The sequence below is a fragment of the Pseudomonas moraviensis subsp. stanleyae genome (genome assembly GCF_036283065.1).
Classification (GTDB): Bacteria; Pseudomonadota; Gammaproteobacteria; order Pseudomonadales; family Pseudomonadaceae; genus Aquipseudomonas; species Aquipseudomonas stanleyae.
The window spans coordinates 85,809-111,295 of record NZ_JAADJI010000001.1 but is presented as its reverse complement, the minus strand read 5'-3'; the positions used below and the strand labels follow the sequence as shown (position 1 = coordinate 111,295).

General features: G+C 60.9%; 27 protein-coding genes. 12 read left to right on the top strand and 15 right to left on the bottom strand.

Going from position 1 to position 25,487, the window contains the following annotated elements:
* Positions 1-614 precede the first annotated feature (614 nt).
* Together GXB78_RS00475 and GXB78_RS00470 are read left to right on the top strand one after the other, a co-directional pair.
* Positions 615-1,379: an SDR family oxidoreductase gene (locus GXB78_RS00475; protein WP_329513716.1), complete on the top strand. Its 765-nt coding sequence runs from the start codon at positions 615-617 to the stop codon at positions 1,377-1,379.
* A gap of 204 nt (positions 1,380-1,583) precedes the next feature.
* Positions 1,584-2,489, top strand: a complete 906-nt coding sequence (locus tag GXB78_RS00470; RefSeq protein ID WP_329513715.1) for a cation diffusion facilitator family transporter — start codon at positions 1,584-1,586, stop codon at positions 2,487-2,489.
* Between the two features lie 97 nt (positions 2,490-2,586).
* Here GXB78_RS00470 and GXB78_RS00465 read toward each other — a convergent pair whose 3' ends face one another.
* The 7 genes from GXB78_RS00465 to GXB78_RS00435 all read right to left on the bottom strand — a co-directional run bounded on the left by GXB78_RS00465 (position 2,587) and on the right by GXB78_RS00435 (position 7,906).
* Positions 2,587-3,720, bottom strand: coding sequence for an AGE family epimerase/isomerase (locus GXB78_RS00465; protein WP_329513714.1), 1,134 nt, complete (start codon positions 3,718-3,720; stop codon positions 2,587-2,589).
* A gap of 182 nt (positions 3,721-3,902) precedes the next feature.
* Positions 3,903-4,475 (bottom strand): HupE/UreJ family protein, encoded by a 573-nt coding sequence (locus GXB78_RS00460; protein ID WP_329513713.1) that lies wholly within the window; start codon positions 4,473-4,475, stop codon positions 3,903-3,905.
* A 27-nt stretch (positions 4,476-4,502) separates the two neighbouring features.
* Positions 4,503-5,117 (bottom strand): urease accessory protein UreG, encoded by a 615-nt coding sequence (gene ureG / locus GXB78_RS00455; RefSeq protein WP_042608948.1) that lies wholly within the window; start codon positions 5,115-5,117, stop codon positions 4,503-4,505.
* A gap of 23 nt (positions 5,118-5,140) precedes the next feature.
* Entirely contained in the window at positions 5,141-5,815 is a 675-nt protein-coding gene (locus GXB78_RS00450; RefSeq protein WP_329513712.1) for an urease accessory protein UreF, read from the bottom strand.
* On the bottom strand, positions 5,812-6,312 hold the full coding sequence (gene ureE, locus GXB78_RS00445; protein WP_329513711.1) for an urease accessory protein UreE: 501 nt from the start codon (positions 6,310-6,312) through the stop codon (positions 5,812-5,814). Before ureE ends, GXB78_RS00450 begins: the two co-directional genes overlap by 4 nt.
* Positions 6,313-6,613: 301 nt before the next feature.
* A complete protein-coding gene (locus tag GXB78_RS00440) occupies positions 6,614-7,246 on the bottom strand; it encodes a TetR family transcriptional regulator (protein ID WP_329513710.1) in 633 nt (210 codons plus the stop codon).
* A gap of 153 nt (positions 7,247-7,399) precedes the next feature.
* On the bottom strand, positions 7,400-7,906 hold the full coding sequence (locus tag GXB78_RS00435; RefSeq protein WP_329513709.1) for a hypothetical protein: 507 nt from the start codon (positions 7,904-7,906) through the stop codon (positions 7,400-7,402).
* Positions 7,907-8,289: 383 nt separating this feature from the next.
* On the opposite strand from GXB78_RS00435, the gene GXB78_RS00430 reads away from it, so the two are divergent.
* Entirely contained in the window at positions 8,290-10,365 is a 2,076-nt protein-coding gene (locus GXB78_RS00430; protein ID WP_329513708.1) for an AsmA family protein, read from the top strand.
* A 101-nt stretch (positions 10,366-10,466) separates the two neighbouring features.
* Here GXB78_RS00430 and GXB78_RS00425 read toward each other — a convergent pair whose 3' ends face one another.
* Both GXB78_RS00425 and GXB78_RS00420 read right to left on the bottom strand, forming a co-directional pair.
* Positions 10,467-10,997: a ferritin-like domain-containing protein gene (locus GXB78_RS00425; RefSeq protein ID WP_039756965.1), complete on the bottom strand. Its 531-nt coding sequence runs from the start codon at positions 10,995-10,997 to the stop codon at positions 10,467-10,469.
* Between the two features lie 99 nt (positions 10,998-11,096).
* Positions 11,097-12,047, bottom strand: a complete 951-nt coding sequence (locus GXB78_RS00420) for a LysR substrate-binding domain-containing protein (RefSeq protein ID WP_329513707.1) — start codon at positions 12,045-12,047, stop codon at positions 11,097-11,099.
* A 108-nt stretch (positions 12,048-12,155) separates the two neighbouring features.
* Between GXB78_RS00420 and GXB78_RS00415 the strand changes: the two genes are divergently transcribed.
* The 3 genes from GXB78_RS00415 (at position 12,156) to GXB78_RS00405 (ending at position 14,069) form a co-directional block, all read left to right on the top strand.
* A complete protein-coding gene (locus GXB78_RS00415; protein WP_329513706.1) occupies positions 12,156-12,794 on the top strand; it encodes an FMN-dependent NADH-azoreductase in 639 nt (212 codons plus the stop codon).
* The gene (locus GXB78_RS00410) at positions 12,795-13,100 is read left to right on the top strand and encodes a DMT family transporter (RefSeq protein WP_329513705.1); all 306 of its coding nucleotides are present in this window, start codon (positions 12,795-12,797) and stop codon (positions 13,098-13,100) included. It begins immediately after the preceding gene.
* Positions 13,101-13,190: 90 nt separating this feature from the next.
* Positions 13,191-14,069, top strand: coding sequence for an esterase/lipase family protein (locus tag GXB78_RS00405; RefSeq protein ID WP_329513704.1), 879 nt, complete (start codon positions 13,191-13,193; stop codon positions 14,067-14,069).
* 91 nt (positions 14,070-14,160) lie between these two features.
* Here the strand turns inward: GXB78_RS00405 and GXB78_RS00400 are convergent, their stop codons facing one another.
* Positions 14,161-15,048, bottom strand: a complete 888-nt coding sequence (locus GXB78_RS00400) for a DMT family transporter (protein WP_329513703.1) — start codon at positions 15,046-15,048, stop codon at positions 14,161-14,163.
* Between the two features lie 94 nt (positions 15,049-15,142).
* Here GXB78_RS00400 and GXB78_RS00395 point away from each other — a divergent pair, with 94 nt between their 5' ends.
* From GXB78_RS00395 to GXB78_RS00385, 3 genes are all read left to right on the top strand, one after another.
* The gene (locus GXB78_RS00395; protein WP_329513702.1) at positions 15,143-15,937 is read left to right on the top strand and encodes an AraC family transcriptional regulator; all 795 of its coding nucleotides are present in this window, start codon (positions 15,143-15,145) and stop codon (positions 15,935-15,937) included.
* 63 nt (positions 15,938-16,000) lie between these two features.
* On the top strand, positions 16,001-16,306 hold the full coding sequence (locus GXB78_RS00390) for a PsiF family protein (protein WP_329513701.1): 306 nt from the start codon (positions 16,001-16,003) through the stop codon (positions 16,304-16,306).
* 331 nt (positions 16,307-16,637) lie between these two features.
* The gene (locus tag GXB78_RS00385; protein WP_329513700.1) at positions 16,638-17,651 is read left to right on the top strand and encodes an AI-2E family transporter; all 1,014 of its coding nucleotides are present in this window, start codon (positions 16,638-16,640) and stop codon (positions 17,649-17,651) included.
* A 139-nt stretch (positions 17,652-17,790) separates the two neighbouring features.
* On the opposite strand, the gene GXB78_RS00380 is transcribed toward GXB78_RS00385, so the two are convergent.
* On the bottom strand, positions 17,791-19,059 hold the full coding sequence (locus GXB78_RS00380; protein WP_329513699.1) for an Hsp70 family protein: 1,269 nt from the start codon (positions 19,057-19,059) through the stop codon (positions 17,791-17,793).
* Positions 19,060-19,349: 290 nt separating this feature from the next.
* Here GXB78_RS00380 and GXB78_RS00375 point away from each other — a divergent pair, with 290 nt between their 5' ends.
* The 3 genes from GXB78_RS00375 (at position 19,350) to GXB78_RS00365 (ending at position 22,226) form a co-directional block, all read left to right on the top strand.
* A complete protein-coding gene (locus GXB78_RS00375) occupies positions 19,350-20,294 on the top strand; it encodes a DnaJ C-terminal domain-containing protein (protein WP_329513698.1) in 945 nt (314 codons plus the stop codon).
* Positions 20,295-20,317: 23 nt separating this feature from the next.
* A complete protein-coding gene (locus GXB78_RS00370; protein ID WP_329513697.1) occupies positions 20,318-20,623 on the top strand; it encodes a chaperone modulator CbpM in 306 nt (101 codons plus the stop codon).
* Positions 20,624-20,825: 202 nt separating this feature from the next.
* Positions 20,826-22,226, top strand: coding sequence for an SET domain-containing protein (locus tag GXB78_RS00365; RefSeq protein WP_329513696.1), 1,401 nt, complete (start codon positions 20,826-20,828; stop codon positions 22,224-22,226).
* A 57-nt stretch (positions 22,227-22,283) separates the two neighbouring features.
* On the opposite strand, the gene ureC is transcribed toward GXB78_RS00365, so the two are convergent.
* The 4 genes from ureC to GXB78_RS00345 all read right to left on the bottom strand — a co-directional run bounded on the left by ureC (position 22,284) and on the right by GXB78_RS00345 (position 25,485).
* Entirely contained in the window at positions 22,284-23,984 is a 1,701-nt protein-coding gene (gene ureC, locus GXB78_RS00360; RefSeq protein ID WP_329513695.1) for an urease subunit alpha, read from the bottom strand.
* A gap of 123 nt (positions 23,985-24,107) precedes the next feature.
* Positions 24,108-24,413 carry an urease subunit beta gene (locus tag GXB78_RS00355; protein ID WP_329513694.1) on the bottom strand — a complete coding sequence of 102 codons (306 nt, stop codon included), beginning with the start codon at positions 24,411-24,413 and terminating at the stop codon, positions 24,108-24,110.
* Positions 24,410-24,946 carry a GNAT family N-acetyltransferase gene (locus GXB78_RS00350; RefSeq protein ID WP_329513693.1) on the bottom strand — a complete coding sequence of 179 codons (537 nt, stop codon included), beginning with the start codon at positions 24,944-24,946 and terminating at the stop codon, positions 24,410-24,412. Before GXB78_RS00350 ends, GXB78_RS00355 begins: the two co-directional genes overlap by 4 nt.
* 5 nt (positions 24,947-24,951) lie before the next feature.
* Positions 24,952-25,485, bottom strand: a complete 534-nt coding sequence (locus tag GXB78_RS00345) for a GNAT family N-acetyltransferase (protein WP_329513692.1) — start codon at positions 25,483-25,485, stop codon at positions 24,952-24,954.
* Positions 25,486-25,487 lie beyond the last annotated feature (2 nt).

Genomic DNA, 25,487 nt, shown 5'->3' with positions numbered 1-25,487 from the left:
ACATATAGACGCTGCAAATGGCTGTTTTTCCACAGTTTTGAGTTGTCCCCGATTGCTGTGGAGCTGGCTGTGCATAACGTGGGTGTATATGGTTGCAGCCCTTGTAATCCGTGGCTTTCAGGCTTTTGGTTGTTTTTTGATCAGGCGATTTCAAGCAAGTGCGCGGTGCCATTGTCAACCTTTTTGTAGCGTAGGCAGGCTGCATGATCTTGTGCGTCAAAGCCTGTGGATAAGTCTGTGACTAAACTCTGGAAAGACCCCGCTGGGCGGCGTAGTTGCTGGCCTCGCGCGATCACGCCGGTGAACCGTCCGTCGTGCAAAATGCCATGTCCCGCACATCCATGACTTCGTGGTCAAGCAAAAAACTTTCCATTTCGCCCGCAAAGCCTTGTGTGGCGCGGCTTTGGCCGTTGGCACTTGCCCCCGGAAACTGTGGAGCAGACTGTGGATAACATGCGTGCACATGGCTACAGGCCACGGTGGCTATGGTGTCGGTGCGGTTGATTGTTTTTTGTACAGTTTGTAGGTGTTGCCCGTGAATGCGAGGGCGGGCATGCTGCCTGCTGATTTTCTATTCCAAGGGCTGCCGTGGCGGCCGAAGCAAGGAGAACACGATGTCCGACACCCTGTTTATCACCGGCGCGACGTCCGGTTTTGGTGAAGCCTGTGCCCGTCGTTTTGCCGAGGCTGGCTGGAAACTGGTACTGACCGGCCGTCGTGAAGAACGCCTCAATGCCCTGTGCGCCGAACTGTCGAAGCAGACCGAGGTGCACGGTCTGGTCCTCGATGTACGCGATCGCAAAGCGATGGAAGAGGCGATCGCCAACCTGCCGCCGTCGTTCGCCAGACTCCGTGGCCTGATCAACAACGCCGGCCTGGCGTTGGGTGTCGACCCGGCGCCCAAGTGCGATCTGGATGATTGGGACACCATGGTCGACACCAACGTCAAAGGCCTGATGTACGCCACCCGCTTGCTGCTGCCACGCCTGATCGCCCACGGCCGTGGCGCCGGTATCGTCAACCTCGGTTCCATCGCCGGCAACTATCCGTATCCGGGCAGCCACGTGTATGGCGCGAGCAAAGCCTTCGTCAAACAGTTCTCGCTGAACCTGCGTTGCGACCTGCAGGGCACTGGCGTGCGGGTCAGCAACATTGAGCCGGGCCTGTGCGAAAGCGAGTTCTCGCTGGTGCGTTTCGCCGGTGATCAGGAGCGCTACAACGCCACTTACGCTGGCGCCGAGCCGATCCAGCCGCAGGACATTGCCGAAACGATTTTCTGGGTGATGAACACCCCGGCGCACATCAACATCAACAGCCTGGAGCTGATGCCGGTGAGCCAGACCTGGGCCGGGTTTGCCATCGAGCGTAACAAGACCTGACACCTGATCCTGTGGCGAGGGAGCTTGCTCCCGCTGGACTGCGCAGCAGGCCCCTGCTTTTTTGCTGAAACAGGGGGCGCTTCGCACCCCAGCGGGAGCAAGCTCCCTCGCCACAAAGTCGGGTGTAGATCGACGATAAGCTAAACTCCTCACTCAACCATCAGGCCGCACCCCGCGGCGCTCAAGGTTTCATGAGGAGTTCAAGTGAGTAACCGAGGTGAGCAGGCACTGCTCAAACAATCGACCCTGCTGATGCTGGCGGTGTCGATTGCCGGGATCGTCACCGGTTTTGTTTCAGGTTCGCAATCCATCTTGTTCGATGGTTTTTTCTCGCTGATCGCGACGTTCATCAAAATCCTGATGCTGATCACCGCCCGGCTGATCGCCAAGCAGAGCAATCAGCGTTTCCAGTTCGGCTTCTGGCATCTGGAGCCGATGGTGCTCCTGATCGAGGGCAGCTTCCTGCTGCTGATCGCCATCTATGCCTTTCTCAACGGCGTATTCGGCATCATCAACGGTGGTCGCGATATCGAGTTGGGTCTGGTGATCGTTTATGCGGCGGTGTTCACCGTCGTCGAGTTCGCTTATTTCTTTTACGTGCGCCGGCGTAATCGCAAGCTCAAATCCAGCCTGATCCAGTTCGACAACATCAGTTGGCTGGTCGACGCGATGCTTTCGGTGGGCTTGTTGATCAGTTTCCTCGCCGCGCTGCTGCTCAAGTCTCAGGGCTATGGAGAGTGGGCGGTGTATGTCGACCCGCTGATCCTTATCGTACTCGCGCTGACCATGCTGCCCCCGGCGTTCAAGATCCTCGGCCCGGCATTGCGCGATGTGCTGGGTATTGCCCCGGATACGTTGGACGAGCAGGTACGGCAAGTGATGGAGGTGGCGAAGGTCGAGCATGGTTTCGACGATTACGTGACCTACGTGCAGAAGCACGGTCGGGCGCGCTTCATCGAAATTCATGTGGTGTTGCCGGCGGACTATGCGTTGAGCAATGTCGCGCAGCTGGATGCGTTGCGTGAGCAGATTTCCGCGCAGTTGGGCGAGCCGGATGCAGCGCGCTGGTTGACCATCAGTTTCACGGGTGACAAGAAGTGGATTGCCTGATCACCGCGTAACGGCTATTCGCGAGCAGGCTCGCTCCCACAGGGGATATGGATTACCAATGTGGGGAGCGAGCCTGCTCGCGAAGGCAATTGTTCGGTCAGCGAAGATATTCAGCCAAACCGTGGTAACAAGTCGCCAAATGATAAGGCGTGGTCGAAGGCATGTCCTTGCGGCTGACTTCGCCGTTTTCATCGCGGCACTCATGCCAGCCGCCAGCATGCAGAAACCGCTGCTGCAACGCCTGCAACTGGCGCAGCACCACCGCTTCGCTGTCCGCCCGCAGCGTCAGCGCGCGCAGATATTCAGCCTGAGCCCAGATGCGTTGGGTCGAATCCCTTGGCCGACCATTGCTTTCCAGATCAAGCATCGCCCGCACCGCGCCGCATGACTCCAGCACGCCATATTGTTCGGTAAAGGCAAACGCCCGATCCAACGCCCGATGCAGTTTCGAACCACGCAACAGCGGCGACGATTCGAGCAGGAAATACCATTCGAACTGATGCCCCGGCTCGTACCAGTTATCCACAGCGCCCAGTGGCTTCTCCATCAACACGCCATGCTGCGGATCGACGAATTGCTTGTGCATCGCTGTGCATAACTCAAGCAGGGCTTTGTGCGTCTGCGGGTCTTCGCGCACCGCGAGAGTGGCGAGAAAAGCTTCGGCCAGATGCATCAGCGGGTTTTGCAAGGGACCGGTTTGCAGGGTGTTCCAGTCACGCTCAAGGCACGCTTCGTACAAACCGTCACCGGTGGCGAAACGGCGGCCGATGATTTCCAGCGCGGCGTTCAAAGTCGATTCGGCCAGCGAATCGCCGGACTTGTCCCAGTAATGCGCGCAGGCAAACAGGATGAAGGCGTGGGTGTAGAGGTCCTTGCGCTGATCCAGCGGCTTGCCTTGGGCGTCGATGCTGTAGAACCAGCCGCCATGCTCGGCATCATGGAAGTGCCGTTGCAGCGAACGAAACAGCGCCGCCGCGCGGACTTCGGCGCTATCCACAACCCCGATCAGGCTGGAGAACAGATACAGCTGCCGTGCGCAGGCCATTGCCCGATAGCGTTGCGCTGGCAGCGGTTGGTGCGCGGCGTCCAGCGCCTCATACGGTAACGCCATGTCGGCGTTCCAGCCCGGGCCTTGCCAAAGCGGCACGATGACATGCAGAAAATGCTTCTGCACCTCGGCAAACAGGGCGGTCAATTCGGGCAGGGTGGTGGAGCGGGAAGCGTGGGGCATGGGAGGGCGTCGTCACGGGCTGGGGCGATTGCGCGACATGGTAGCAGAGAGCACTGCTTGAGAGAGGCGGTGTCTGTCAGGCCGTCTTCGTGAGCAGGCTCGCTCCCACAGTGGATTTGCAGCGTACACAAAACCTGTGGGAGCGAGCCTGCTCGCGAAGAGGCCCATCCAGACGATAAAAACTAGCTTGCGAGCAACCACATTCCGGTCGCCGCCGAAGCCGCACCCGCCAGTCGCACAAGCGGCGCCGCTGCCTGCGGAAGAACCCGCACCACGCCATAACCGAGCGCATGCAGTACCGCTGTCGCCGCGACAAACCCGGCCGCATACGCCCATGGGCTGCTCATTTCCGGCAACTCCAGCCCATGCGCCACACCATGGAACAGCGCAAACAGCGCCGTCGCTGCCACCGCCATCACCAATGGCGGACGCACCGCCAGTGCCACGGCCAGGCCCAGCGCCAATACCGAAGCAGCAATCCCGCTTTCCAGCGCCGGCAACTCCAGCCCTTCAAAACCGAGCAGACCGCCCAGCAGCATGGTGCCGACGAATGTGCACGGTAGCGCCCAGCGCGCGGCGCCTTGTTGCTGCGCCGCCCATAAGCCGACGGCGAGCATTGCCAGCAAGTGGTCGAGCCCGCCGATCGGGTGGCTGATACCGGCGACGAGGCCGCTGTCGCCATGGCCCGGGTGAGCAAAGGCCAGCGCTGGCGTCAGCAGTAGCGCTAGAGCGCCAAGAATGCGGTTGAGTGTCATGGATAAGCTTCCTTGTTGATAAGTGAATCAGGCGGCGGTCAGCAGGCCCTGGCGTTCGATGAAGGCAATGATCTGCTCAAGGCCCTGACCGGTTTTCTGGTTACTGAAAACGAACGGCTTGCCGTTGCGCATGCGTTTGGTGTCGCTGTCCATCATTTCCAGCGAGGCGCCCACCAGTGGCGCGAGGTCGATCTTGTTGATCACCAGCAGGTCGGACTTGCAGATCCCCGGGCCGCCCTTGCGCGGCAGCTTGTCGCCAGCGGAAACGTCGATCACGTAGATGGTCAGGTCGGACAGTTCGGGACTGAAGGTCGCCGAGAGGTTGTCGCCACCGGACTCGACCAGAATCAGATCCAGCCCCGGAAAACGCCGGTTCAGTTGATCGACCGCTTCGAGGTTGATCGAGGCGTCTTCGCGGATCGCCGTGTGCGGGCAGCCGCCGGTTTCCACGCCGATGATCCGCTCCGGCGCGAGCGCCTCGTTGCGCACCAGAAAGTCGGCGTCTTCGCGGGTGTAGATGTCGTTGGTGACCACGGCCAGGTTGTAGCGCTCGCGCAGGGCCAGGCACAGGGCCAAAGTCAGCGCGGTCTTGCCGGAACCGACCGGGCCGCCGATGCCGACGCGCAGAGGTTGTGTTTGCATTTCATTCTCCAAAATAAACAGGCCTAAGAGCGGAAGAGGCGGCTGTACTGGCGTTCATGGGCCATGCAGGCCAGGGACAGACCGAAAGCGGCGCTGCCGATGTGTTCGGGGTTGATTTGGCTTGCGTCGTGCTGCGCCTGTTGCAGCAGCGGTAGCAGCTCGCTGGTCAGGCGCTGAGCGGCTTGCTGGCCCAGCGGCAGGGTCTTCATCAATACGGCGAGCTGGTTTTCCAGCCAGCTCCACAGCCACGCGGCAAGCGCGTCCTGGGGGCTGATGCCCCAGGCGCGCGCGGCCAGTGCCCAGCACAGGGCCAGATGCGGTTCGCTGATCTGTTCGAGAAAGTCGCGGGCGGCTGCGTCGAGTTCCGGCAAACCGTTCAACAACTGCTGCAAGGAGTAGCCCATCTGCCGGCTCTCCAGATGCAGTTCGCGGGTTTCGCGGCTGGCGCGGTGGCTCTCGCAGAGTTGCCGGAGTTCGGCCCAGTTTTCATCTGCTGCGGCTTGGCAATGCGCCAACAGCAGTGGCGCTTCGAAGCGGGCGAGATTGAGCAGCAGTTGATCGCTGATCCAGCGGCGGGCGCTGTCCGGGTTGTTCACCCGACCGTTATCCACAGCCATTTCCAGACCCTGGGAATAGCTGTAGCCGCCAATCGGCAATTGCGGACTGGCCAGACGCAGCAGCGCCCAGGCCGGATTCACAGGCGTACGCCGAACTGATGGAGTTTCGGCGCGTAGTTGAAGTCTTCTTCGCCGTGGCGGGAATGATGATGGCCGCCGCCATAAGCGCCGTGTTCCGGCTGGAACGGCGCTTCGATGGCTTCGACTTGTGCGCCGAGCTGTTCGAGCATGGCCTTGAGCACGTAATCGTCGAGCAGGCGCAGCCAGCCATGGCCGACTTGCAGGGCGACATGGCGATTGCCGAGGTGATAGGCCGCGCGCGTCAGTTCGAACGCATTGGTGCAGGTAACATGGAGCAATTGTTCAGGACGGGCGCAGACGCGCACGACGCGGCCGTCTTCGGCCTGCAGGCATTCGCCGTCATACAGCGGTGGCTGGCCGCGCTCCAAAAACAACCCGACGTCTTCGCCTTCGGCACTGAAACAGCGCAAACGGCTTTTGCTCCGCGCTTCGAAGGTCAGGTGCAACTCGGCGGCCCAGACGGGTTGAGGGTCGATTCTGCGATGAATCACCAGCATCGGAAAGCTTCCAGCAATGAACGTTGATTGGGCTAGAGCAAGGGCCGCGCCAATCGCACGAGATGTAGGAAATAGCTGTCGGCGCGTGCCTGATCTTTCAACAGGTGCGGGGATTCTGGAAGGTTTTGGTGCATGAAGAATTTGTCATGCACCAAAGCGAGGCCATGACGGATGTTCAATGTGGGAGCGAGCCTGCTCGCGAATGCGCCGTGTCAGGCAGAGATGTATCAGCTGATCCAGAGCTTTCGCGAGCAGGCTCGCTCCCACAGGGGGCTTTGCGCTGTGTCAGATAAGAAGGGGATTATTCGGTACTGCCCAGCCCTTGCCAGTGCTTGAGGCCGATAAAGATGAAACGCAGTTGCTGGGTAATCTTCGCCTGCGGCGTCAAATGCTCCGGCAAGGCATCGGCGGGCGGGTCGATGATGTCGGGAAGGGTGGCGAACACCGATTTGACGATCAGGTCGGCCATCACGCTCAGACCGGCCAAATCCAGATGTTGCAGCTTGGGCATCAGCGCCAGGTCCGCCGCGAGGTCTGCGCTGATGTTCTCGCGCAAGCGGCCGATCGCCTGGCGTACCGGCAGCGAGCCGCCGTATTGTTCGCGGGCAAGAAACAGGAATTGCGAGCGATTGGCGTTGACCACATCAAGGAAGATGCGCACCGAAGCATCGATGATGCCGCCCATGACGAACTCATTGTGGCGCACCAGGCGGATGGTCTCGCGGAAGGTCTGGCCGACTTCGCTGACCAGTACCAGACCCAACTCGTCCATGTCGGCGAAGTGACGATAGAAACCGGTGGGCACGATGCCGGCGGTCTTACTCACTTCGCGCAGGCTCAGGCTGCCGAATCCTCGGCCGCTTTCCATCAGGTGGCGGGCAGCGTCCATCAGGGCGTTGCGGGTCTGTTGTTTCTGTTCGGCGCGGGGCAGCATCGCAGGGTGTGTTCTTCAGCAGGACAAGCGCCGCACTCTAGCAAATCGGCTTTGTCGGCGTCGAACGGGGAGTCGTGCAGCGAGGATTTACAGAAGCTGAAAAGTCAAAAGCCCAATCCGTTGATTGGGCTTTTTTGCCGGGCCGTCATGGGCTCAGCTCAATTTGCTGTTGCGTTCGATCACACGGTCACCACCGCCTTCAGCGAGGGCTTGACCCAGTGGGGTTTTATCGAAGCCGTCATCAGCCAGGGTCTGGCCCTGTGGGGTGCGCTCGGTGCCGTCGGATGCCAGGGTCTGGCCCTGTGGAGTGCGCTCGGTGCCGTCGGAGGCGAGGATCTGACCTTGTGGTGTGCGATCCGAGCCGTCTTGCACCAGACCTTTTTCTTCGAGGCGATTGCGACCGTTTTCAGCCAGGGCCTGGCCTTGTGGGGTGCGATCCGAGCCGTCTTGAACCAGGCCTTTTTCTTCGAGGCGGTTACGGCCGTTTTCAGCCAGGGTCTGACCTTGTGGGGTGCGCTCGGAACCATCGGAAGCAACGGTCTGGCTGAACACCGAGTGGTCGGCTTTGATTTGCGGAGTGGCCTGATCGGCAGCGGGCAGGGCGAAAGCAGTGCTGGCTAGCATCGACAGGGTAAGGCTGAGCAGTAATTGGCGTTTCATGATAGTGGCTCCTCGGGAGGGCGATAAAGTGGGTACGAGGGCAATGCTACTCTCGATAAGTCGATATAAAAGTTCATAAACGCAATGGTAATAATCAACAGAATTGATTGTTCCGCGCGAAGGCTCTAGCTCGGGCGTTTGCGGGCGACGATTTTGCACCGTCGTGGGTATTTTCGACTCACTCGCGCCTCGTAAAAGTGCGGGTCGCGGTAACACTGCTCGACCGATTGGTCAGTTTTGCCGGGCTTTTTATGGCTTAAACTGCCTTTCAATTAAACCTGCGGGCCTTTCGCCAGTCACAGACTGCATAAGGGCCGCTTCGGTCTGCCGTTTCAGCTGTGCGTCGGGTAATCGGCGTGCGGTCGTGATCAGGAGCTTTGTGCATGACGCGCACTGGAAAAATCTTCAGCTGGACCTTCGCCATCCTCGCGCTGCTGCTGGCAGCCTTGATTCTGATCATCGTGTTTTTCGACTGGAACCGGATCAAACCCACGATCAACGCCAAAGTCTCGGAAGAACTGCACCGGGCGTTTGCCATCAATGGCAACCTCGCGGTGATCTGGCAGCGCGAGCCGGAAGAAGGCGGCTGGCGCGCCTGGGTGCCGTGGCCGCACGTAGTCGCCGAGGACTTGAGCCTGGGCAACCCGGACTGGTCGAAGCAGCCGCAGATGGTCACGCTGAAACGCGTCGAGCTGCGCATTTCGCCGCTGGCCCTGCTGGCCCAGCGCGTGGTGATTCCGCGCATCGACCTGACCGAGCCGAATGCCGAACTCCAACGTCTGGCCGATGGTCGTGCCAACTGGACGTTCAAATTCGATCCGAAGGACCCGAATGCCGAGCCGTCGAACTGGGTGGTCGACATCGGCGCAATCGGTTTCGACAAGGGCCACGTGACCCTCGACGATCAGACACTGAAGACTAATCTCGATGTGCTGATCGACCCGCTAGGCAAGCCGATCCCCTTCAGCGAAATCGTCGGCGACAAAGCAGCGAAGACCGCTCAGGACAAGGGCGGCGCGCCGCAGGACTACGCCTTCGCGCTCAAGGTCAAAGGCCAGTACCACGGACAGAACCTTACCGGGCAGGGCAAGATCGGTGGCTTGTTGGCGTTGCAGGACGCGAGCAAACCGTTCCCGTTGCAGGCTCAGGCGAAGATTGGCGACACCCGTATCGAGCTGGCCGGCACCCTGACTGACCCGCTGAATCTCGGTGCCCTCGACCTGCGCCTGAAGCTGGCTGGCGACAGCCTTGGCAATCTCTACCCGCTGACCGGCGTGACCCTGCCGGACACCCCACCGTATTCCACCGACGGCCATCTGATCGCCAAGCTGCATGACGAGGCCGGGGCGAAATTCACTTATGAGAAATTCAACGGCAAGATCGGCGACAGCGACATCCATGGCGACCTGACTTACGTTGCCAGCCAGCCGCGGCCGAAACTCAATGGCGCACTGGTTTCCAATCAACTGCTGTTCGCCGACCTCGCGCCGCTGATCGGTGCCGATTCCAACACCGAGCAAAAGGCCCGTGGCGGCGCGAGCAAGCAGCCTGCCGATAAAGTCCTGCCGGTCGAAGAGTTCAAGACCGATCGTTGGCGCGCCATGGATGCCGATGTCGAGTTCACCGGCAAACGCATCGTCCATAGCGAGAAGCTGCCATTCAGAGACCTTTATACCCATCTGAAACTCAACGATGGCGAACTCAGTCTGGAGCCGCTGCGCTTTGGCGTCGCTGGCGGCACGCTGGATGCGCAGATTCGCCTCAATGGCCGCACCGAACCGCTGGAAGGCCGGGCGCGTTTGACCGCACGCAAGTTCAAGCTCAAAGAGCTGTTCCCGACTTTCGAACCGATGAAAACCAGTTTCGGCGAGCTCAACGGCGATGCCGACATCAGTGGCCGTGGCAACTCCGTAGCGAAGCTGCTCGGTGGCGCCAACGGTAACCTGAAGATGCTGATCAACGACGGCGCGATCAGCCGTGAGCTGATGGAACTGGCCGGGCTCAACGTCGGTAACTACGTGGTCGGCAAGATCTTTGGCGACAAGGAAGTGAAGATCAACTGCGCTGCTGCGGACTTCGACATCAAGACCGGCCTGGCAACCACGCGGCTGTTTGTCTTCGACACCGAGAACGCGATCATCTACATCGATGGCACGGCAAACATGGCCACTGAGCAGCTCGATTTGACTGTGACTCCGGAGTCCAAGGGCTGGCGCCTGATTTCCCTGCGCTCGCCGCTGTATGTGCGCGGCAAGTTCATCAAACCGGATGCCGGCGTCAAAGCTGTGCCGCTGATGCTGCGAGGGGCGGGGATGGTTGCGTTGGGCGTGATTGCGGCCCCGGCGGCGGGCTTGCTGGCGCTGGTCGCGCCGAGCGGCGGCGAGCCGAATCAGTGTGCGCCGTTGCTTGAGCAGATGAAGCAGGGCAAGGCGCCGGTGACCGTTAAACCTACCAAATAAGCAGGGCAGATCAAAAGATCGCAGCCTTCGGCAGCTCCTACATTTGGAATGCGTTCCCCCTGTAGGAGCTGCCGAAGGCTGCGATCTTTTGCTGTTAAGGGTTACAGGTCGTTGAGGATGTCCGCCATGTCGTCGGCGTGCTCTTCTTCCTGGGCAAGGATGTCTTCGAAGATGCGCCGAGTGGTCGGGTCCTTGTCGCCGATGTACTGGATGATTTCGCGGTAGCTGTCGATGGCGATGCGCTCGGCGACGAGATCTTCGTAAACCATTTCCTTGAGCGAATTGCCCGCCACGTACTGCGCGTGGGACAGCTTGCTCAGCAGGTCGGGGTTGAATTCCGGCTCACCGCCCAGTTGCACAATGCGTTCGGCGAGGCGATCGGCGTGTTCGGCTTCCTGGTTGGCATGCTCGAGGAATTCGTCAGCGGCGACATTGGCTTTCAGGCCGTTGGCCATGAAGTAGTGACGCTTGTAGCGCAAGGTGCACACCAGCTCGGTGGCCAGCGACTCATTGAGCAAACGCAGTATTTCTTCACGGTTGGCGTTGTAGCCCTCGGTGACCGCGCCGTTTTCCACGTGTTGCCGCGCGCGTTCGCGCAGGGTTTGAACATCAGACAAATGCAGGTCACTCATTTCATTCTCCTGGAGGCTAATCCGATAAGCGCCACGTTCTGAGGACGCGGTCGCTACCCAGGTTGTGAGTCTTGAGCGAAGCGAAAAGTTTTATGCGATTTACGCCGGACTCCGTGCAGCCACTGCTGAAGACTGCGATCTGGGCGTCAGTCCGGACAACCGCGCTTCGTCCTGCAACCAGCGAAAAAATGCCCGCACCGGCGGATGCCGTTCGCGGCCCGGTACGCACAGCGCGCTGTATCCGGCCCCGTCGACCTGCACCTCGCCCCGGTAGGGCACCAGTAAACCGCTGGCGACGCTTTCCGACACCAGAATGTTGCTCGCCAGCACCAGGCCCTGGCCGGCGATCGCCGCTTGCAATGCGTAATGTTCCTCGTCGTATTCGCGATTGACCGGATTGTGCTCCAGCCATTGCTCACCCGCCCTGGCGCACCACGCCTGCCAGCCGTGGGCGTACAGCTTCGAGTTGTGCCAGTGCACGCTGATCAGTGTCGGCGTGCGCCGCGCGGCCAGCGCCACTTGCTCGGGCGAGCCGTAAACGCCGAAGGATTCGTCGAACAGGCACAACCCATACAGATTCGGGTAATCGTCGAGGCTGTAGCGCAAGACCAGATCGACGCTGGCGTCCTGGTGCAGATCGATGACTTCGCAGTGAGTGTCGAGGCGCACATTGATCGTCGGATGCTGCGCATAAAAGCGCCCGAGTCGCGGCACCAGCCACAGCGCGGCAAAGGCTGCCGTGGTCGACAGCGTCAGGGTGCTGGCGCTGCGTTGCGGGCGCAAAGTGTCGACGCTTTGCGCCACCTCCAGCAGCGCACCGTGCACGCTGCGAAACAGACGCTCGCCAGCCTCGGTCAGGCGCACCTGACGCGGCAGCCGTTCAAACAGAGCCACGCCGAGCCAGTCCTCCAGCGATCGGATCTGATGAGAGATCGCCGTCGGCGTCACCGCCAGTTCTTCGGCCGCAGCCTTGAAGCTCAGCAGGCGCGAAGCGGATTCGAAAGCGCGCAGGGCAGTCAGCGGCAGCGAAGCAAACATTGAAAACTCCATGGGTGAAATGGATTCATCTCGACTGATTTTTGCTCATTTGAAGAGGAGCAGCGGCGGGCTTCAAGCTGCAAGCCTCAAGTTGTTTGAGTTTAGCCGGAGGATTTATAGATGAGCAGGATTCTTGTGGTGCATGGCAGTCCGCGTGGCGATCGGTCGACTTCGCGGCGTTTGGCAGAGGTTTTTTTGGCTGCCTGGCAGGGGCGTCATCCTGAAGGGCAGGTGACCCGTCGTGAGGTTGGGCGGGTGCCGGTTCCTGCGGTCAACGAGGCGTTTGTCGCGGCGGCGTTTTATCCACAACCGCAGGTGCGGCCGTTGGTGATGCAGGCGGATCTGGCGCTCAGCGATCAATTGGTCGATGAGATGTTCGCCCATGATCTGCTGCTGATTTCCACGCCGATGTACAACTTCAGCGTGCCCAGCGGCCTCAAGGCCTGGGTCGATCAGATAGTGCGGTTGGGGCTGACCTTTGACCACACGCTGGACAACGGCGTCGCCCAATACACGCCGCTGTTGCAGGGCAAGAAAGCCTTGATCGTTACCAGTCGCGGCGGTTTCGGCTTCGGCCCGGGTGGTGAACTGGCGGCGCTCAATCATGCTGATCCATGGCTGCGCACCGCGCTGGGCTTTATCGGTATCAATGACGTCAGCGTGGTCGCGGCCGAGGGCGAGGAGTCCGCTGAGCGCACCTTCGCGGTGTCGGTGGCCGAGGCCGAGCAGCGGCTGCTCGAGCTGGCCCGGGAGTTCTAGATGGCCTGGCTGTTTCTGCTGATCGCCGCTGGCTTCGAAGTGACCTTCGCCATGGGCATGAAGTACGCCGACGGCTTCACCCGCTTGTGGCCATCATTGATCACCGTGGTCGCGGCGGTCGGCGGCATCGGCTTTCTGACCCTGGCCATGCGTGACTTGCCGGTGAGCATCGCCTACCCGATCTGGACCGCGATCGGCTCACTCGGCACGGTGTTTCTCGGTTTCGCTTTGCTGGGGGAGAGTATGACGCTGGTCAAATTGGTTTCGGTGGGGCTGATTGTGGCGGGGGTGGCGGGGCTGAAGTAGGCTCATCGTTCAGTTGTCATCGTCACGGAGGATGCTTGGCGGGCGTCTTGCACGTCTGGCATCCACTCACCGCGCACAAGGATGTAAACCATGTCGACACGTTATCCACTGGTGCTGGTGCCGGGCATGCTCGGCTTTGTCCGGCTGGTGCTTTACCCGTATTGGTTCGGCATCATCAAGGCCTTGCGCGGTGGTGGTGCGACGGTGATCGCAGTGCAGGTCTCGCCACTCAATTCCACTGAGGTGCGCGGCGAGCAGTTGCTGGCGCGAATCGAGGAAATCCTCCGCGAGACGGGGGCGCAGAAGGTCAACCTGTTCGGCCACAGCCAGGGCGCACTGACGGCGCGGTATGCGGCGGCGAAGCGGCCGGATCTGGTTGCCTCGGTAACATCGGTGGCCGGGCCGAATCACGGCTCCGAGCTGGCCGATTATCTGGAAGAACACTACCCCGGCAACAGCGCCAAAGGGCGCTTGCTCGAAGCGTTGCTGCGCCTGATTGGCTGGGTCATGGCATTGCTCGACACCGGTTATCACGGGCCGAAACTGCCGGTGGATATCCACGCTTCTCACCAATCGCTGACCACGGCGGGCGTCGCCTTGTTCAACCAGCGTTGTCCACAAGGACTGCCGCAAAGCTGGGGTGGGCAGGGGCCGGAAGAGGTCAACGGCGTGCGCTATTACTCATGGTCGGGGACGCTGCAACCGGGCAAGACCGATCGTGACGGCAATCTCTTTGACGGCACCAATCGCAGTTGCCGCTTGTTCGCCAAAACCTTCGTCCGCGAGCGCGGGCACTGCGATGGCATGGTCGGCCGTTACAGCTCGCATCTGGGCACGGTGATCGGTGATGACTATCCGCTGGATCATTTCGACATCGTCAATCAGTCGCTGGGCCTGGTGGGCAAGGGCGCGGATCCGGTGCGGTTGTTTGTCGAGCATGCGGCGCGGCTGGAGGCTGCCGGGTTATAGAAGCAAGATCAAAAGATCGCAGCCTTCGGCAGCTCCTACAGGGGATCGCATTTCAAATTGTGGGAGCGAGCCTGCTCGCGAAGGGGCCTTATCAGGCAACGCCGATCCTGCGGCCCAATACCGTGGTCCAGCGCTCCGACAAAACCACCCCACCCAAGGTCAGCAATCCGCCCACCAGGTGATACATCGCCAATTGCTCCTCGAGCACCAGCGCCGCAATCAACGCGGTAATCAGCGGCAGCAGATTGAAGAACAACGTCGTCCGGCTCGGCCCCAGCCGCTGCACCGCCTGCATCCACGCCAGCGGCGCGACCATCGAGGCCAGCAGGCACGCATACAGCACCAGCGGCACGTTATGCAGATTCAGCCCGGTTTTCGTCGACACCGCGAACAACGGAAACAACACCACAATCGCCACCAGCACCTGCAAGTACAGCAGCACCAACGGCGGCAAACGCAGCTGCCATTTTTTCAGCAGGGTGCTGTAGACCGCGTAGGCCAGCGTGGCGATCAGCATCATTGCGTCACCCAGGTTGACCCCGTGTTGCAACAGAGCACCGAGGCTGCCGGCCGACACCACCACCAGCACGCCAGCGAACGACAGGACTGCGCCGACCAGGGCGCCGGCAGTCAGGCGCTGGCCGAGGCTGATGATCGCCATGGCCAGCGACATCAATGGCATCAGCGACAGGATGATGCCCATGTTGGTCGCGGTGGTCAGGGTTGCAGCGAAGTAGGCGAGGCTCTGATACACCGCCATGCCGAGCACGCCGAGGACGAAGATCCGCCCCAGGTTCGGCCGGATCTGCGGCCAGTGGGCGATGACTTTCTTGAGCATGAATGGCGTGAACAACAAGCCGGCGAACAGCCAGCGGTAAAAACCGATTTCGGCCGGGAAGATCGCGCCGACGGCCAGTTTGTTGATCACGGTATTGCCGGCCCAGATGAAAATCGCCAGAAGGGGAAACGCGTATTGCATGGGACAAGACCTACGTTGATGAAGCGCGATTATCCTCTGTCTGGATGCAGGCCTATACTGCGAACCAGACAACCTGCCTCTGCATCCGGACAGCATGAACAGCAAACACATCGACCTGCTTGAATTCAGCGAGCTGCCATCAGCGGTTTATTTCCGCTACGCCGATTTCAACGCCCACGAATATGCCGCGCCGCATCGGCATCCCTGGGGCACGCTGGAATACGCGGCCCATGGCGTGTTGCACATGGACGTCGACGGCAGCCGCTTCATGTCGCCGCCGCAATACGCGGTGTGGGTGCCGCCCGAGGTCGAGCACAGTTTCTACAGCCATCAACCGGTCAACTACCGCGCGGTGTGTCTTGATCCCAGCGTTTGTGCGCGTTTGCCGGCGCGGGCCTGCACACTGGCGATCAGCGACATTCTCAAGGCCATCCTCAAGGATTTCGCTGCCCGCGATGTGAAGATTCCCGACCTCGAGGCGGATCGGCGTCTGGCCCAGGTGCTGGTCGATCAGTTGCAACAGGCACCGGTGGAGGAATGTTATCTGCCGTATGCGAGCAGCCCTGGGCTGCTGGCGATTCTTGAAGCCTTGCAGGCTGAGCCCGGCAACAATCAGCCGCTGGCGTACTGGGCCGCGCAGGTGCATGTCAGCGAGCGCACGTTGGCGCGGCAGTTTGTCCGTGAGCTGGGCATGAGCTTTGGCGAGTGGCGCCAACGCTTGCGTTACCTGGCAGCGATCGAGGCGCTGGAAACCTCGCGCTCGGTGCAGGAAATCGCTTTCGACCTCGGCTACAGCAGCGGCTCGGCCTTCATCGCCATGTTTGCCCGCCAGGCCGGTTGTACGCCAGAGCAGTATCGACGCAGCCACCTCGACGGCAGGAAGGTGTAACAAGCTTTGACTACACTGCGACAGAGGCCGCATCCATCGGTGCGGCAACAAGGAGAAAACTCCATGAAGATGTTGCGTGTGCCGTTGTTGATGATCGGGCTGCTTGTGTGTTCCCAGGGTTTCGCCGCCACGGCGCAACAGAACAAGATGACCACCTGCAATGCCGATGCGACCGCCAAGAGCTTGAAGGGCGACGAGCGCAAGGCGTTCATGAGCACCTGCCTGAAAGCGGCGCCAGCGGCCAACGATGGCAAGGTGCTGACTCCGCAGCAGCAGAAGATGACCACCTGCAATGCCGATGCGAAAACCCAGGCGCTGACCGGCGATGCGCGCAAGACGTTCATGAGTGAGTGCCTGAAGAAGAAATAAGTGGGCGCCATGCGTGTCCGATTGATTCGGTCGGCTTGAGATTTGCCCTCACCCTAACCCTCTCCCGGAGGGAGAGGGGACTGACCGCATTGATGCCGACAGAAGCTATGGTCTGAAATACCGAGTCGATTGCGGATTCGGCGCTGCACGTTCAGGTCGGCAAATTTCTCAAGCAACCCGCAATCGGTCCCCTCTCCCTCTGGGAGAGGGCTAGGGTGAGGGGGAAAATCGCACGCGTTGCACGAAAATCCGAAACCCCGCATATCCCTAGTGCTAACCCCGGATCGCTGGCAGACTGCCCATCCTTTCACGCCGTTCGTTTTGAGGCTGTATGCCAACGTTTTCTCAGCGTCATGTTGTGTTCTGGGTCAGTTGCATCATCATTTTTGGCGGACTGCTGCTGGTGCTGCCGCTGCGCCTGTTGCCGAGCCTGCTGGCCGGGTTGCTGGTGTTCGAGCTGGTCAACATGCTCACCCCGCAATTGCAACGGCTGATCGAAGGGCGGCGTGCGCGCTGGTTGGCCGTGGCGCTGCTCGGCACGCTGGTGGTGAGTGTGCTGGCGCTGATATTCGCCGGGGCTATCAGTTTCCTCCTGCATGAAGCGGAAAATCCGGGCGCCTCTCTCGACAAATTCATGGGCGTGGTCGATCGCGCACGCGGGCAGTTACCGCCGTTCATCGACGCCTATCTGCCGGCCAGCGCGGCGGAATTTCGGGTTGCGATCGGCGAGTGGGCGAGCAAGCATCTGGCCGACCTGCAACTGGTCGGCAAGGACGCCGCGCACATGTTCGTCACCCTGCTGATCGGCATGGTGCTCGGCGCAATCATCGCCCTGCAGCGCATCCCCGACGTGACCAAGCGCAAACCGCTGGCCGCCGCTTTGTTCGACCGTCTGCATCTGCTGGTGCAGGCGTTTCGCAATATCGTTTTCGCGCAGATCAAGATTTCCCTGCTCAACACCGTGTTCACCGGGATCTTCCTCGCGGTGGTCCTGCCGATGTTCGGCATCAAGCTGCCGCTGACCAAAACCCTGATCGTGCTGACCTTCCTGCTCGGCCTGCTGCCGGTGATCGGTAATCTGATGTCGAACACGCTGATCACTATCGTCGGTCTGTCGCTGTCGATCTGGGTGGCGATCGCCGCGCTGGGCTACCTGATCGTTATCCACAAGCTCGAATACTTCCTCAACGCACGCATCGTTGGTGGGCAGATCAGTGCCAAGTCCTGGGAGTTGCTCCTGGCGATGCTGGTGTTCGAAGCCGCGTTCGGTTTGCCGGGAGTGGTGGCAGGGCCGATTTATTACGCGTACCTGAAGAGTGAGCTGAAGCTCGGGGGGATGGTTTAGAAGCAGCTTCAAGCTTCAAGCTTCAAGCTGCAAGTTAAAGCAGAAGCGAGAGCCGCAGTGGCTTTTGCTTTTGCTTTTGCTTTTGCTCTAGCTTGCAGCTTGCAGCTTGCAGCTTGCAGCTTGCAGCTTGCAGCTGCCCCTAAACGCCATAGCGTTTGCGGGCTTCAATCGCCAAACCGCTGCCAATGCTGCCAAAGATATTCCCTTCGACATGCCGGGCGTTCGGCAGCATCGCCGAGACGCTGTTGCGCAGGGCCGGGATGCCGCTGGAACCGCCGGTGAAGAACACCGTGTCGACCTGATCGACCGCCACGCCAGCGTCATTCAACAGCTGCGTAACGCTGCCGCGTACGCGTTCAAGCAGTGCTTCGATTGCCGATTCGAACAGCGCGCGGCTCAGCTCGACGCTCAGCCCGGCTTCGATGCGGTCCAGCGGCACGTGGCGGCTGTCGGCGTGGGTCAGCTGGATCTTGGTTTCTTCCACTTCCATCGCCAGCCAGTGCCCGGCGCGCTGTTCGATCAGTTTGAACAGGCGATCGATGCCGCCGGTGTCTTCGATGTCGTAGCGCATGCTGCCCAGCGCCAGCGTGGACTTCTGCGAGTACACCGAGTTGATCGTATGCCAGGTCGCCAGGTTCATGTGGTGGCTGGTCGGCATGTAGGCGCCGCTCTTCATGCGGCTGCCGTAGCCGAACAGCGGCATCAGGCCCTGCAGGCTCAGCTGTTTGTCGAAGTCGGTACCGCCGATGTGCACGCCGCCGGTGGCGAGGATATCGTCGTGACGGTTATCGACACCACGACGCTCGGGTGACAGGCGCACCAGCGAGAAGTCGGAAGTACCACCGCCGATGTCGACGATCAGCACCAGTTCTTCTTTCTCGATGGTCGACTCGTAGTCGAATGCCGCCGCGATCGGTTCGTACTGGAACGAAACCTCTTTGAAACCGATCTTGCGCGCCACTTCGACCAGGGTGTCTTCGGCTTCCTGGTCAGCCAGCGGATCGTCATCGACGAAGAACACCGGTCGACCCAGTACCACTTGCTCGAATTCGCGACCGGCGGCGGCTTCGGCGCGGCTCTTCAGTTGGCCGATGAACAGCCCGAGCAGGTCCTTGAACGGCATCGCCGTGCCGAGGACGCTGGTGTCGTGCTTGATCAGCTTGGAGCCGAGCAGGCTCTTGAGCGAGCGCATCAGCCGGCCTTCGTAGCCTTCCAGATACTCGTGCAGCGCCAGACGACCGTACACCGGGCGGCGTTCCTCGATGTTGAAGAAGACCACCGACGGCAGGGTGATCTTGTCGTCTTCCAGCGCAATCATGGTGTCCATGCCGGGGCGCAGCCAACCGACGGTGGAGTTGGACGTGCCGAAGTCGATGCCGCAGGCACGGGCTGGAGAGGCGTCTTTCATGTCTTTCGGATTCCGGTGAAAAAACGGCCGCGCAGTGTATGTCAGTGCGCGGCAGATTCGAAGGCCGGTCATCCGCTATTTCGCCACAAGGCAGTTGAAAACCGCCGCTTCGCCCCAAACTTGCTGGCATGGGCCGGCAGACACACCGGCGGTCGCAAGAACCGTCGTCCACTGCCGATAAACTTCTGCGGCGCCACCCGGTCACAACCTTGAGATCGGTCAACCCGGCACGCGCCAATCGGGCGCACGCTGGCCTCGGCGCGAAATCGATAACGGATGGTGATCCTTCAATGGACTTCAAAGACTATTACAAGATACTCGGTGTCGAGCCGACAGCTGACGACAAGGCCATCAAGGCGGCCTATCGCAAGCTGGCGCGCAAATACCACCCCGATGTCAGCAAGGAAAAAGACGCCGAGGCCAAATTCAAGGACGCCTCGGAAGCCTATGAAGCGCTGAAAAGCGCCGACAAGCGCGCCGAGTATGACGAACTGCGCCGTTACGGCCAGCACGGTCAGCCGTTCCAGGGACCGCCGGGCTGGCAGAGCCGTGGCGGCTTTGGCGGTGGCGGTGCGGATACCGGCGACTTCTCGGACTTCTTCAGTTCGATCTTCGGCAATCGCGGCCCCGGTTTCGGTGGCGCCGAGAGCCGCCAATCACGCGGACGCCGAGGGCAAGACGTGGAAATGGAACTGCCGGTATTCCTCGAAGAAACCCTGTCCAACGAATCGAAGAAAGTCACCTTTCAGGTGCCGCAATACAACGCGCACGGCCAGCACGTGAGCAACACCAGCAAGAGCCTGAACGTGAAGATTCCGGCCGGCGTCAGCGACGGCGAGCGGATTCGCCTCAAGGGCCAGGGCGCACCGGGCATCGGTGGCGGGGCGAATGGCGATCTGTACCTGACCATTCGGTTCGCGCCGCACCCGAAATTCGATGTCGAAGGCGAAAACCTGATCATCACCTTGCCGCTGGCTCCGTGGGAATTGGCATTGGGCACTGAAGTGGCCGTGCCGACCCTCACCGGCAAGATCAACCTCAAGGTCCCGGCCGGCAGCCAGAACGGCCAGCGCATGCGCGCCAAGGGCCATGGCCTGTTGAACAAGGCCGGCGAGCGCGGCTATCTGTTCGTGCAACTCAAGGCGGTGATGCCGAAAGCGTCCGACGATGAGGTCAAGGCGCTGTGGCAGGAGCTGGCGAAGAAAGCCGCGTTCAACCCGCGAGAGAACTTCTGAACCCGACGACGGAGTAGCCCATCATGAGCAGCCCCCTGATCGTTCAACTGGACTTGGCAGAATTCTGTGAGGCGGCCGATTTGCCGGACGTCTACGTGATCGAAATCGTCGAGCACGGCATCCTCGAACCTCAGGGCGCGCAGCCCCGGGAATGGCGCTTCACCGATTACGAACTGGCCTTGGCCAAGCGTGCGGCGAAGCTGCGCCGTGATCTGGAGCTGGAGTGGGAAGGCGTGGCGCTGGCGCTGGATCTGCTGGATGAGGTGAAGCAGCTGCGGGCCGAGAACCGCATGTTGCGTCAGCGGCTTGGGCGGTTGGTGGTCGAATAGGTTGTCTGAAGATATTGACGGCTGATCCGTCCTGATCGCAGATCAGCCCGCTCCACTGGATAGTGTTTGCGGGTGTTTCACCCGGTGTTAACTGGCAGGATGGTCTGATAGTTTTCCCGGCACAGATTGGCAATGGATGCCGACTGTCGTAGCGCCAGTCAGGCCGGCCAGCGCTGCGCAATCTTTGCAAGGAAGCCTGTCAATGCCAGTCAGACCCAAGCCGCCCAAGCCGGGCGCAGTCGATGTAAACACCCCAGCGCGCACAACCCGGGATCCAGATGCGTACGGTATCGAATCGTCGCACCTGACGCCCGGTCCGTTCATTCGCAAGACCCCGCCCGATACCAGTGAGTCCGGCAGCAGCACGCAGCCAATGGAAACTGCGCCAGCGCCGCACAATGTGCACGTCCACCCGACGCCGTCTACGTCGGCTTCCGTTCCAACGGTTGAAACCTCCGCTCTGGAGCGTTACCTGATTGCCTCGACACCCGCTCTGGCGCAAACAAACGTCGACGGGTTTCGTGTATTCAAGGGGCGCCAGTACGCGGACTTGCAGGGCGGTGGCACGGTGCTGATCGGCGTCGATGCCGAGACCGGTCTGCATCGGGCCAGGTTGTCCAGCGAGCTGCAGCCGTCCGGTCCGTTGCTTGCCTACGATCCGTTGAACAGGCACTGGTACTCACTGGAGGATTTCAGCGCGTCGCCGGATGCCGCCGTTGTACCGGGTAAAAGCCGCAGGGTGGCGCGCAAGAGTGATGAAGACTATGAGTCTGCCGCTGAAGAGCTGTCCGACGATGCCGGTGCGGCAGATGAACATTTCTATCTGGCGTCCGAGTCGATGGCCGTCAAAGCCTTCACTGCTGACGAGTTGAGTGCGATGCGCAGCGAAACGCGGTTTTCGTTCCTCAGCAATCGGCCTGGGGTCTACGACCGAGCCAATAACGGCAAATATCCATTCCGGGACAGCGCCGGCACACCTATCCGTATAAAGAAGCTACAGACCCTGGTGCGTTTCGAAGACGGCGGTCGATACACCTCCGAGCAGATCAAGCCGTACATCAGGTTTGGCGCATACGAGAATGTCGCGCGGTTGTATGAAGAAAAGCTGCAATGGCGATTGTTCACCGAGGCCGACATGCGGGCGCCCGGAGAGCGGGCCCTGGTCGGGCAGTCCATGGTGGTCGCCAACCGGCGCATCAGCCGAGGTGAGGTGGTCGGCGTCTATGCTGGCGCCATCATGCCAGGACATCTTGTGCCGCTCGCCCAGCAGTCATACACCATGAAGGTCGGCGTGCGTTATCAGCCGGGACCTGGATATTTGATCCCCGTCCAACTTGCAATGGTCGGTGACACGATCATCTCCCGGATCAACACACACTTCTGGTATGACGCAGCGGGCAAGCCGGTTCGTCAGGCTAGGGATGGCTATAACGTCGAGTTCGTGCCATTCGATGTCGAAGCGCAACAGTCGATAGGCAAGGAACTGGTAACCCGCGACTTCATTCTCAACGCCATATTCGCTACCGAAGACATTCCGGCAGGAACCGAGTTACGCATAAATTACAACTACAGTGATGCAGACATCGCGAAACTGTTCCCGTGATTGCCTGGACGATCGCGGCTGAATACGGACCTGCAAGTCCGTATTCAGCGCACGCCTTCAGAACAGAAAATAGCGCTGCGCCATCGGCAACGTTTGCGCCGGCTCGCACCACAGCAATACACCGTCAGCCTTGACCTGATAGGTCTGCGGATCGACATCGATGTTCGGCAGATAGTCGTTGTGGATCAGGTCGGTTTTCTGCACGTCGCGGCAGCCCTTCACCACAGCGATCTGCTTCTTCAACCCTAGGGCTTCTGGCAATCCGGCCTCCTGCGCAGCCTGGCTGATAAAGGTCAGGCTGGTGGCGTGCAGCGAGCCGCCATAGCTGGCGAACATCGGGCGGTAGTGCACCGGTTGCGGTGTCGGAATCGAGGCGTTGGCATCGCCCATCAGGCTGGCGGCAATCGCACCGCCCTTGAGGATCAGCGTCGGCTTCACACCAAAGAACGCCGGGCGCCAGAGCACCAGATCGGCCCACTTGCCGACTTCAATCGAGCCGACTTCATGGCTGATGCCGTGAGTGATCGCCGGGTTGATCGTGTATTTGGCGATGTAGCGTTTGGCGCGGAAGTTGTCGTTGCCTTCGCCATCCTGCGGCAGCGGGCCGCGCTGTTTTTTCATCTTGTCGGCGGTCTGCCAGGTCCGCGTGATCACTTCGCCGACGCGGCCCATGGCCTGGCTGTCGGAGCTGATCATCGAGAACGCGCCAAGGTCGTGGAGGATGTCTTCAGCGGCGATCGTTTCACGGCGGATGCGGCTTTCGGCGAAGGCGACGTCTTCGGCGATGCTTGGGTCGAGGTGGTGGCAGACCATCAGCATGTCGAGGTGTTCGTCGATGGTGTTGCGCGTGAACGGCCGGGTCGGGTTGGTCGAGCTCGGCAGCACGTTGGAGAAGCCGCAAGCCTTGATGATGTCCGGCGCGTGACCGCCACCGGCACCTTCGGTGTGATAGGTGTGGATGGTGCGGCCCTTGAACGCGCCGAGGGTGGTTTCGACGAAGCCGGACTCGTTGAGGGTGTCGGTGTGGATCGCCACCTGCACATCGTACTGATCGGCGACATTGAGGCAGTTGTCGATGCTCGCCGGAGTGGTGCCCCAGTCCTCGTGGAGCTTGAGGCCGATGGCGCCGGCCTTGACCTGTTCGATCAATGGCTCCGGCAAGCTGGCGTTGCCCTTGCCGGTCAGGCCGATGTTCATCGGGAAGGCATCGGCGGCCTGGAGCATGCGCGCCAGATGCCACGGGCCGGACGTGCACGTGGTGGCGTTGGTGCCGGTGGCGGGTCCGGTGCCACCGCCGATCATGGTGGTGACACCGCTCATCAGCGCTTCTTCGATCTGCTGCGGGCAGATGAAGTGGATGTGCGTGTCGATGCCGCCGGCGGTGAGGATCATGCCTTCGCCGGCAATCACCTCGGTGCCGGCGCCGATGGCGATGGTCACATTGGGCTGCACGTCGGGATTACCGGCCTTGCCGATCGCGGCGATGCGGCCGTCCTTGAGGCCGACATCGGCCTTGACGATGCCCCAGTGATCGATGATCAACGCGTTGGTGATCAGCGTGTCGACCACTTCGGCGGCGAGCAACTGACTTTGGCCCTGGCCATCACGGATGACTTTGCCGCCACCGAATTTCACTTCCTCGCCGTAGGTGGTGAAGTCTTTTTCGACTTCGATCCACAGCTCGGTGTCGGCCAGGCGCACCTTGTCGCCGACGGTGGGGCCGAACATGTCGGCGTAGGCTTGACGGGAGATCTTCATTTCCTCGTTCCTCGGAATTGAGCTGCAAGCTTCAAGCTACAAGCCTCAAGTAAAAGCGAATTTGCGGGCGCCACAAAACTGCTTTCTCTTGCAGCTTGAGGCTTGCAGCTTGAAGCTGCTTTTTTAGAGATCACCCATGATGCGTCCGGCAAAGCCGAACACCCGGCGCTTTCCGGCGTAATCGACCAGTTCGACTTCGCGACTCTGGCCGGGCTCGAAGCGCACGGCGGTGCCGGCGGGAATGTTCAGGCGCATGCCGCGACTGGCGGCTCGATCAAAGGTCAGCGCGTCGTTGGTTTCGAAAAAATGGAAGTGCGAACCGACCTGGATCGGCCGGTCGCCGCTGTTGGCGACTTTCAGGCTGACGGTGCGGCGGCCGACGTTGAGGTCGATGTCGCCGGGCTGGATCTGGTACTCGCCAGGAATCATCGCTGGGCTCCTTGCAGGACTTTGTAATAGAGAGCGGTCGGGCGATAGGTGCCGTTGGGGTCGCAGGCGTAATCAGGGATTTCGCCGGCGCGAACGTAGCCCAGCGCCTTGTAGAAATCTTCCGCCGGCGAGCCGGCCTCGGTGTCGAGGTAGAGCATGCCGCGCTTGTGCTTGGGCGCTTCGAGTTCCAGCGCCTGCATCAGCTGCTGACCGAGACCGCGCCGGCGCGCTTGTTCGCGCACCAGCAGTTTCTGCACTTCGGCGCGGTTCAGACCATTGGCTTTCTGGCACAGGCCCAACTGCACGCTGGCCAGCACCTGCTCGTCCTTGACCACCACCCACAGCAGCGTGCTGCCTTTGTTTACGTTGTCCTGCACCTCATCGAAATAAGCGCGCGCCTGCGTCGCGTCGAGGTCGGCCATGAAACCGACGCTGGCGCCGTAACCGACGGCGTCGAGCAGCAGATCGATCAGGCCCTGGCGATAGTGGGCAAAACTCTCAGCGTTGACGCGGCGCAATTGGGCGGCGTTCATCGACATCACTCCTTGTGAGCATCCGGCGGTAGTGCGCCGGGATTGAGGGTCAACTGCATGAAGGTCAGATCGAGCCAGCGACCGAACTTGGTGCCGACCTGCGGCATCTGCCCGGTGATGCTGAAACCGGCGCGCTCGTGCAGGCGGATCGAAGCGGCGTTGCCACTCTCGATGGCGGCGACCATGACGTGTTTGCCGCAGCTGCGGGCGCGTTCGATCAATGCGGCCATCAGTTGCGGGCCGAGGCCGTTGCCGCGCTGATCGCTGCGCACGTACACCGAATGCTCGACGGTGTGACGGAAACCATCGAACGGCCGCCAGTCGCCGAACGAGGCGTAACCGAGCACGCTGCCTGCGCGGTCGACGATCACCAGGATCGGATACGCCTGCAACTGCCGTGCGTCAAACCACGCCTCGCGGTTGCCGAGGTCGACGGCTTGTTCGTTCCAGATTGCCGTGGTGTTGAGCACGGCGTCGTTGTAGATGTCGCGGATCGCCGGCAGGTCGGCCCGGCGTGCGTCGCGAATGGTGTAGGTCATGG

Coding starts and splice junctions, on each gene's coding strand:
- GXB78_RS00395 (WP_329513702.1), top strand. CDS start 15,143: ATGAACAGCAAACACATCGACCTGCTTGAATTCAGCGAGCTGCCATCA.
- GXB78_RS00370 (WP_329513697.1), top strand. CDS start 20,318: ATGAGCAGCCCCCTGATCGTTCAACTGGACTTGGCAGAATTCTGTGAG.
- GXB78_RS00430 (WP_329513708.1), top strand. CDS start 8,290: ATGACGCGCACTGGAAAAATCTTCAGCTGGACCTTCGCCATCCTCGCG.
- GXB78_RS00465 (WP_329513714.1), bottom strand. CDS start 3,720: ATGCCCCACGCTTCCCGCTCCACCACCCTGCCCGAATTGACCGCCCTG.
- GXB78_RS00385 (WP_329513700.1), top strand. CDS start 16,638: ATGCCAACGTTTTCTCAGCGTCATGTTGTGTTCTGGGTCAGTTGCATC.
- GXB78_RS00460 (WP_329513713.1), bottom strand. CDS start 4,475: ATGACACTCAACCGCATTCTTGGCGCTCTAGCGCTACTGCTGACGCCA.
- GXB78_RS00400 (WP_329513703.1), bottom strand. CDS start 15,048: ATGCAATACGCGTTTCCCCTTCTGGCGATTTTCATCTGGGCCGGCAAT.
- GXB78_RS00350 (WP_329513693.1), bottom strand. CDS start 24,946: ATGAACGCCGCCCAATTGCGCCGCGTCAACGCTGAGAGTTTTGCCCAC.
- GXB78_RS00345 (WP_329513692.1), bottom strand. CDS start 25,485: ATGACCTACACCATTCGCGACGCACGCCGGGCCGACCTGCCGGCGATC.
- GXB78_RS00440 (WP_329513710.1), bottom strand. CDS start 7,246: ATGCTGCCCCGCGCCGAACAGAAACAACAGACCCGCAACGCCCTGATG.
- ureE (WP_329513711.1), bottom strand. CDS start 6,312: ATGCTGGTGATTCATCGCAGAATCGACCCTCAACCCGTCTGGGCCGCC.
- GXB78_RS00390 (WP_329513701.1), top strand. CDS start 16,001: ATGAAGATGTTGCGTGTGCCGTTGTTGATGATCGGGCTGCTTGTGTGT.
- GXB78_RS00410 (WP_329513705.1), top strand. CDS start 12,795: ATGGCCTGGCTGTTTCTGCTGATCGCCGCTGGCTTCGAAGTGACCTTC.
- GXB78_RS00405 (WP_329513704.1), top strand. CDS start 13,191: ATGTCGACACGTTATCCACTGGTGCTGGTGCCGGGCATGCTCGGCTTT.
- ureG (WP_042608948.1), bottom strand. CDS start 5,117: ATGCAAACACAACCTCTGCGCGTCGGCATCGGCGGCCCGGTCGGTTCC.
- GXB78_RS00355 (WP_329513694.1), bottom strand. CDS start 24,413: ATGATTCCTGGCGAGTACCAGATCCAGCCCGGCGACATCGACCTCAAC.
- GXB78_RS00425 (WP_039756965.1), bottom strand. CDS start 10,997: ATGAGTGACCTGCATTTGTCTGATGTTCAAACCCTGCGCGAACGCGCG.
- ureC (WP_329513695.1), bottom strand. CDS start 23,984: ATGAAGATCTCCCGTCAAGCCTACGCCGACATGTTCGGCCCCACCGTC.
- GXB78_RS00435 (WP_329513709.1), bottom strand. CDS start 7,906: ATGAAACGCCAATTACTGCTCAGCCTTACCCTGTCGATGCTAGCCAGC.
- GXB78_RS00375 (WP_329513698.1), top strand. CDS start 19,350: ATGGACTTCAAAGACTATTACAAGATACTCGGTGTCGAGCCGACAGCT.
- GXB78_RS00380 (WP_329513699.1), bottom strand. CDS start 19,059: ATGAAAGACGCCTCTCCAGCCCGTGCCTGCGGCATCGACTTCGGCACG.
- GXB78_RS00415 (WP_329513706.1), top strand. CDS start 12,156: ATGAGCAGGATTCTTGTGGTGCATGGCAGTCCGCGTGGCGATCGGTCG.
- GXB78_RS00365 (WP_329513696.1), top strand. CDS start 20,826: ATGCCAGTCAGACCCAAGCCGCCCAAGCCGGGCGCAGTCGATGTAAAC.
- GXB78_RS00420 (WP_329513707.1), bottom strand. CDS start 12,047: ATGGAGTTTTCAATGTTTGCTTCGCTGCCGCTGACTGCCCTGCGCGCT.
- GXB78_RS00475 (WP_329513716.1), top strand. CDS start 615: ATGTCCGACACCCTGTTTATCACCGGCGCGACGTCCGGTTTTGGTGAA.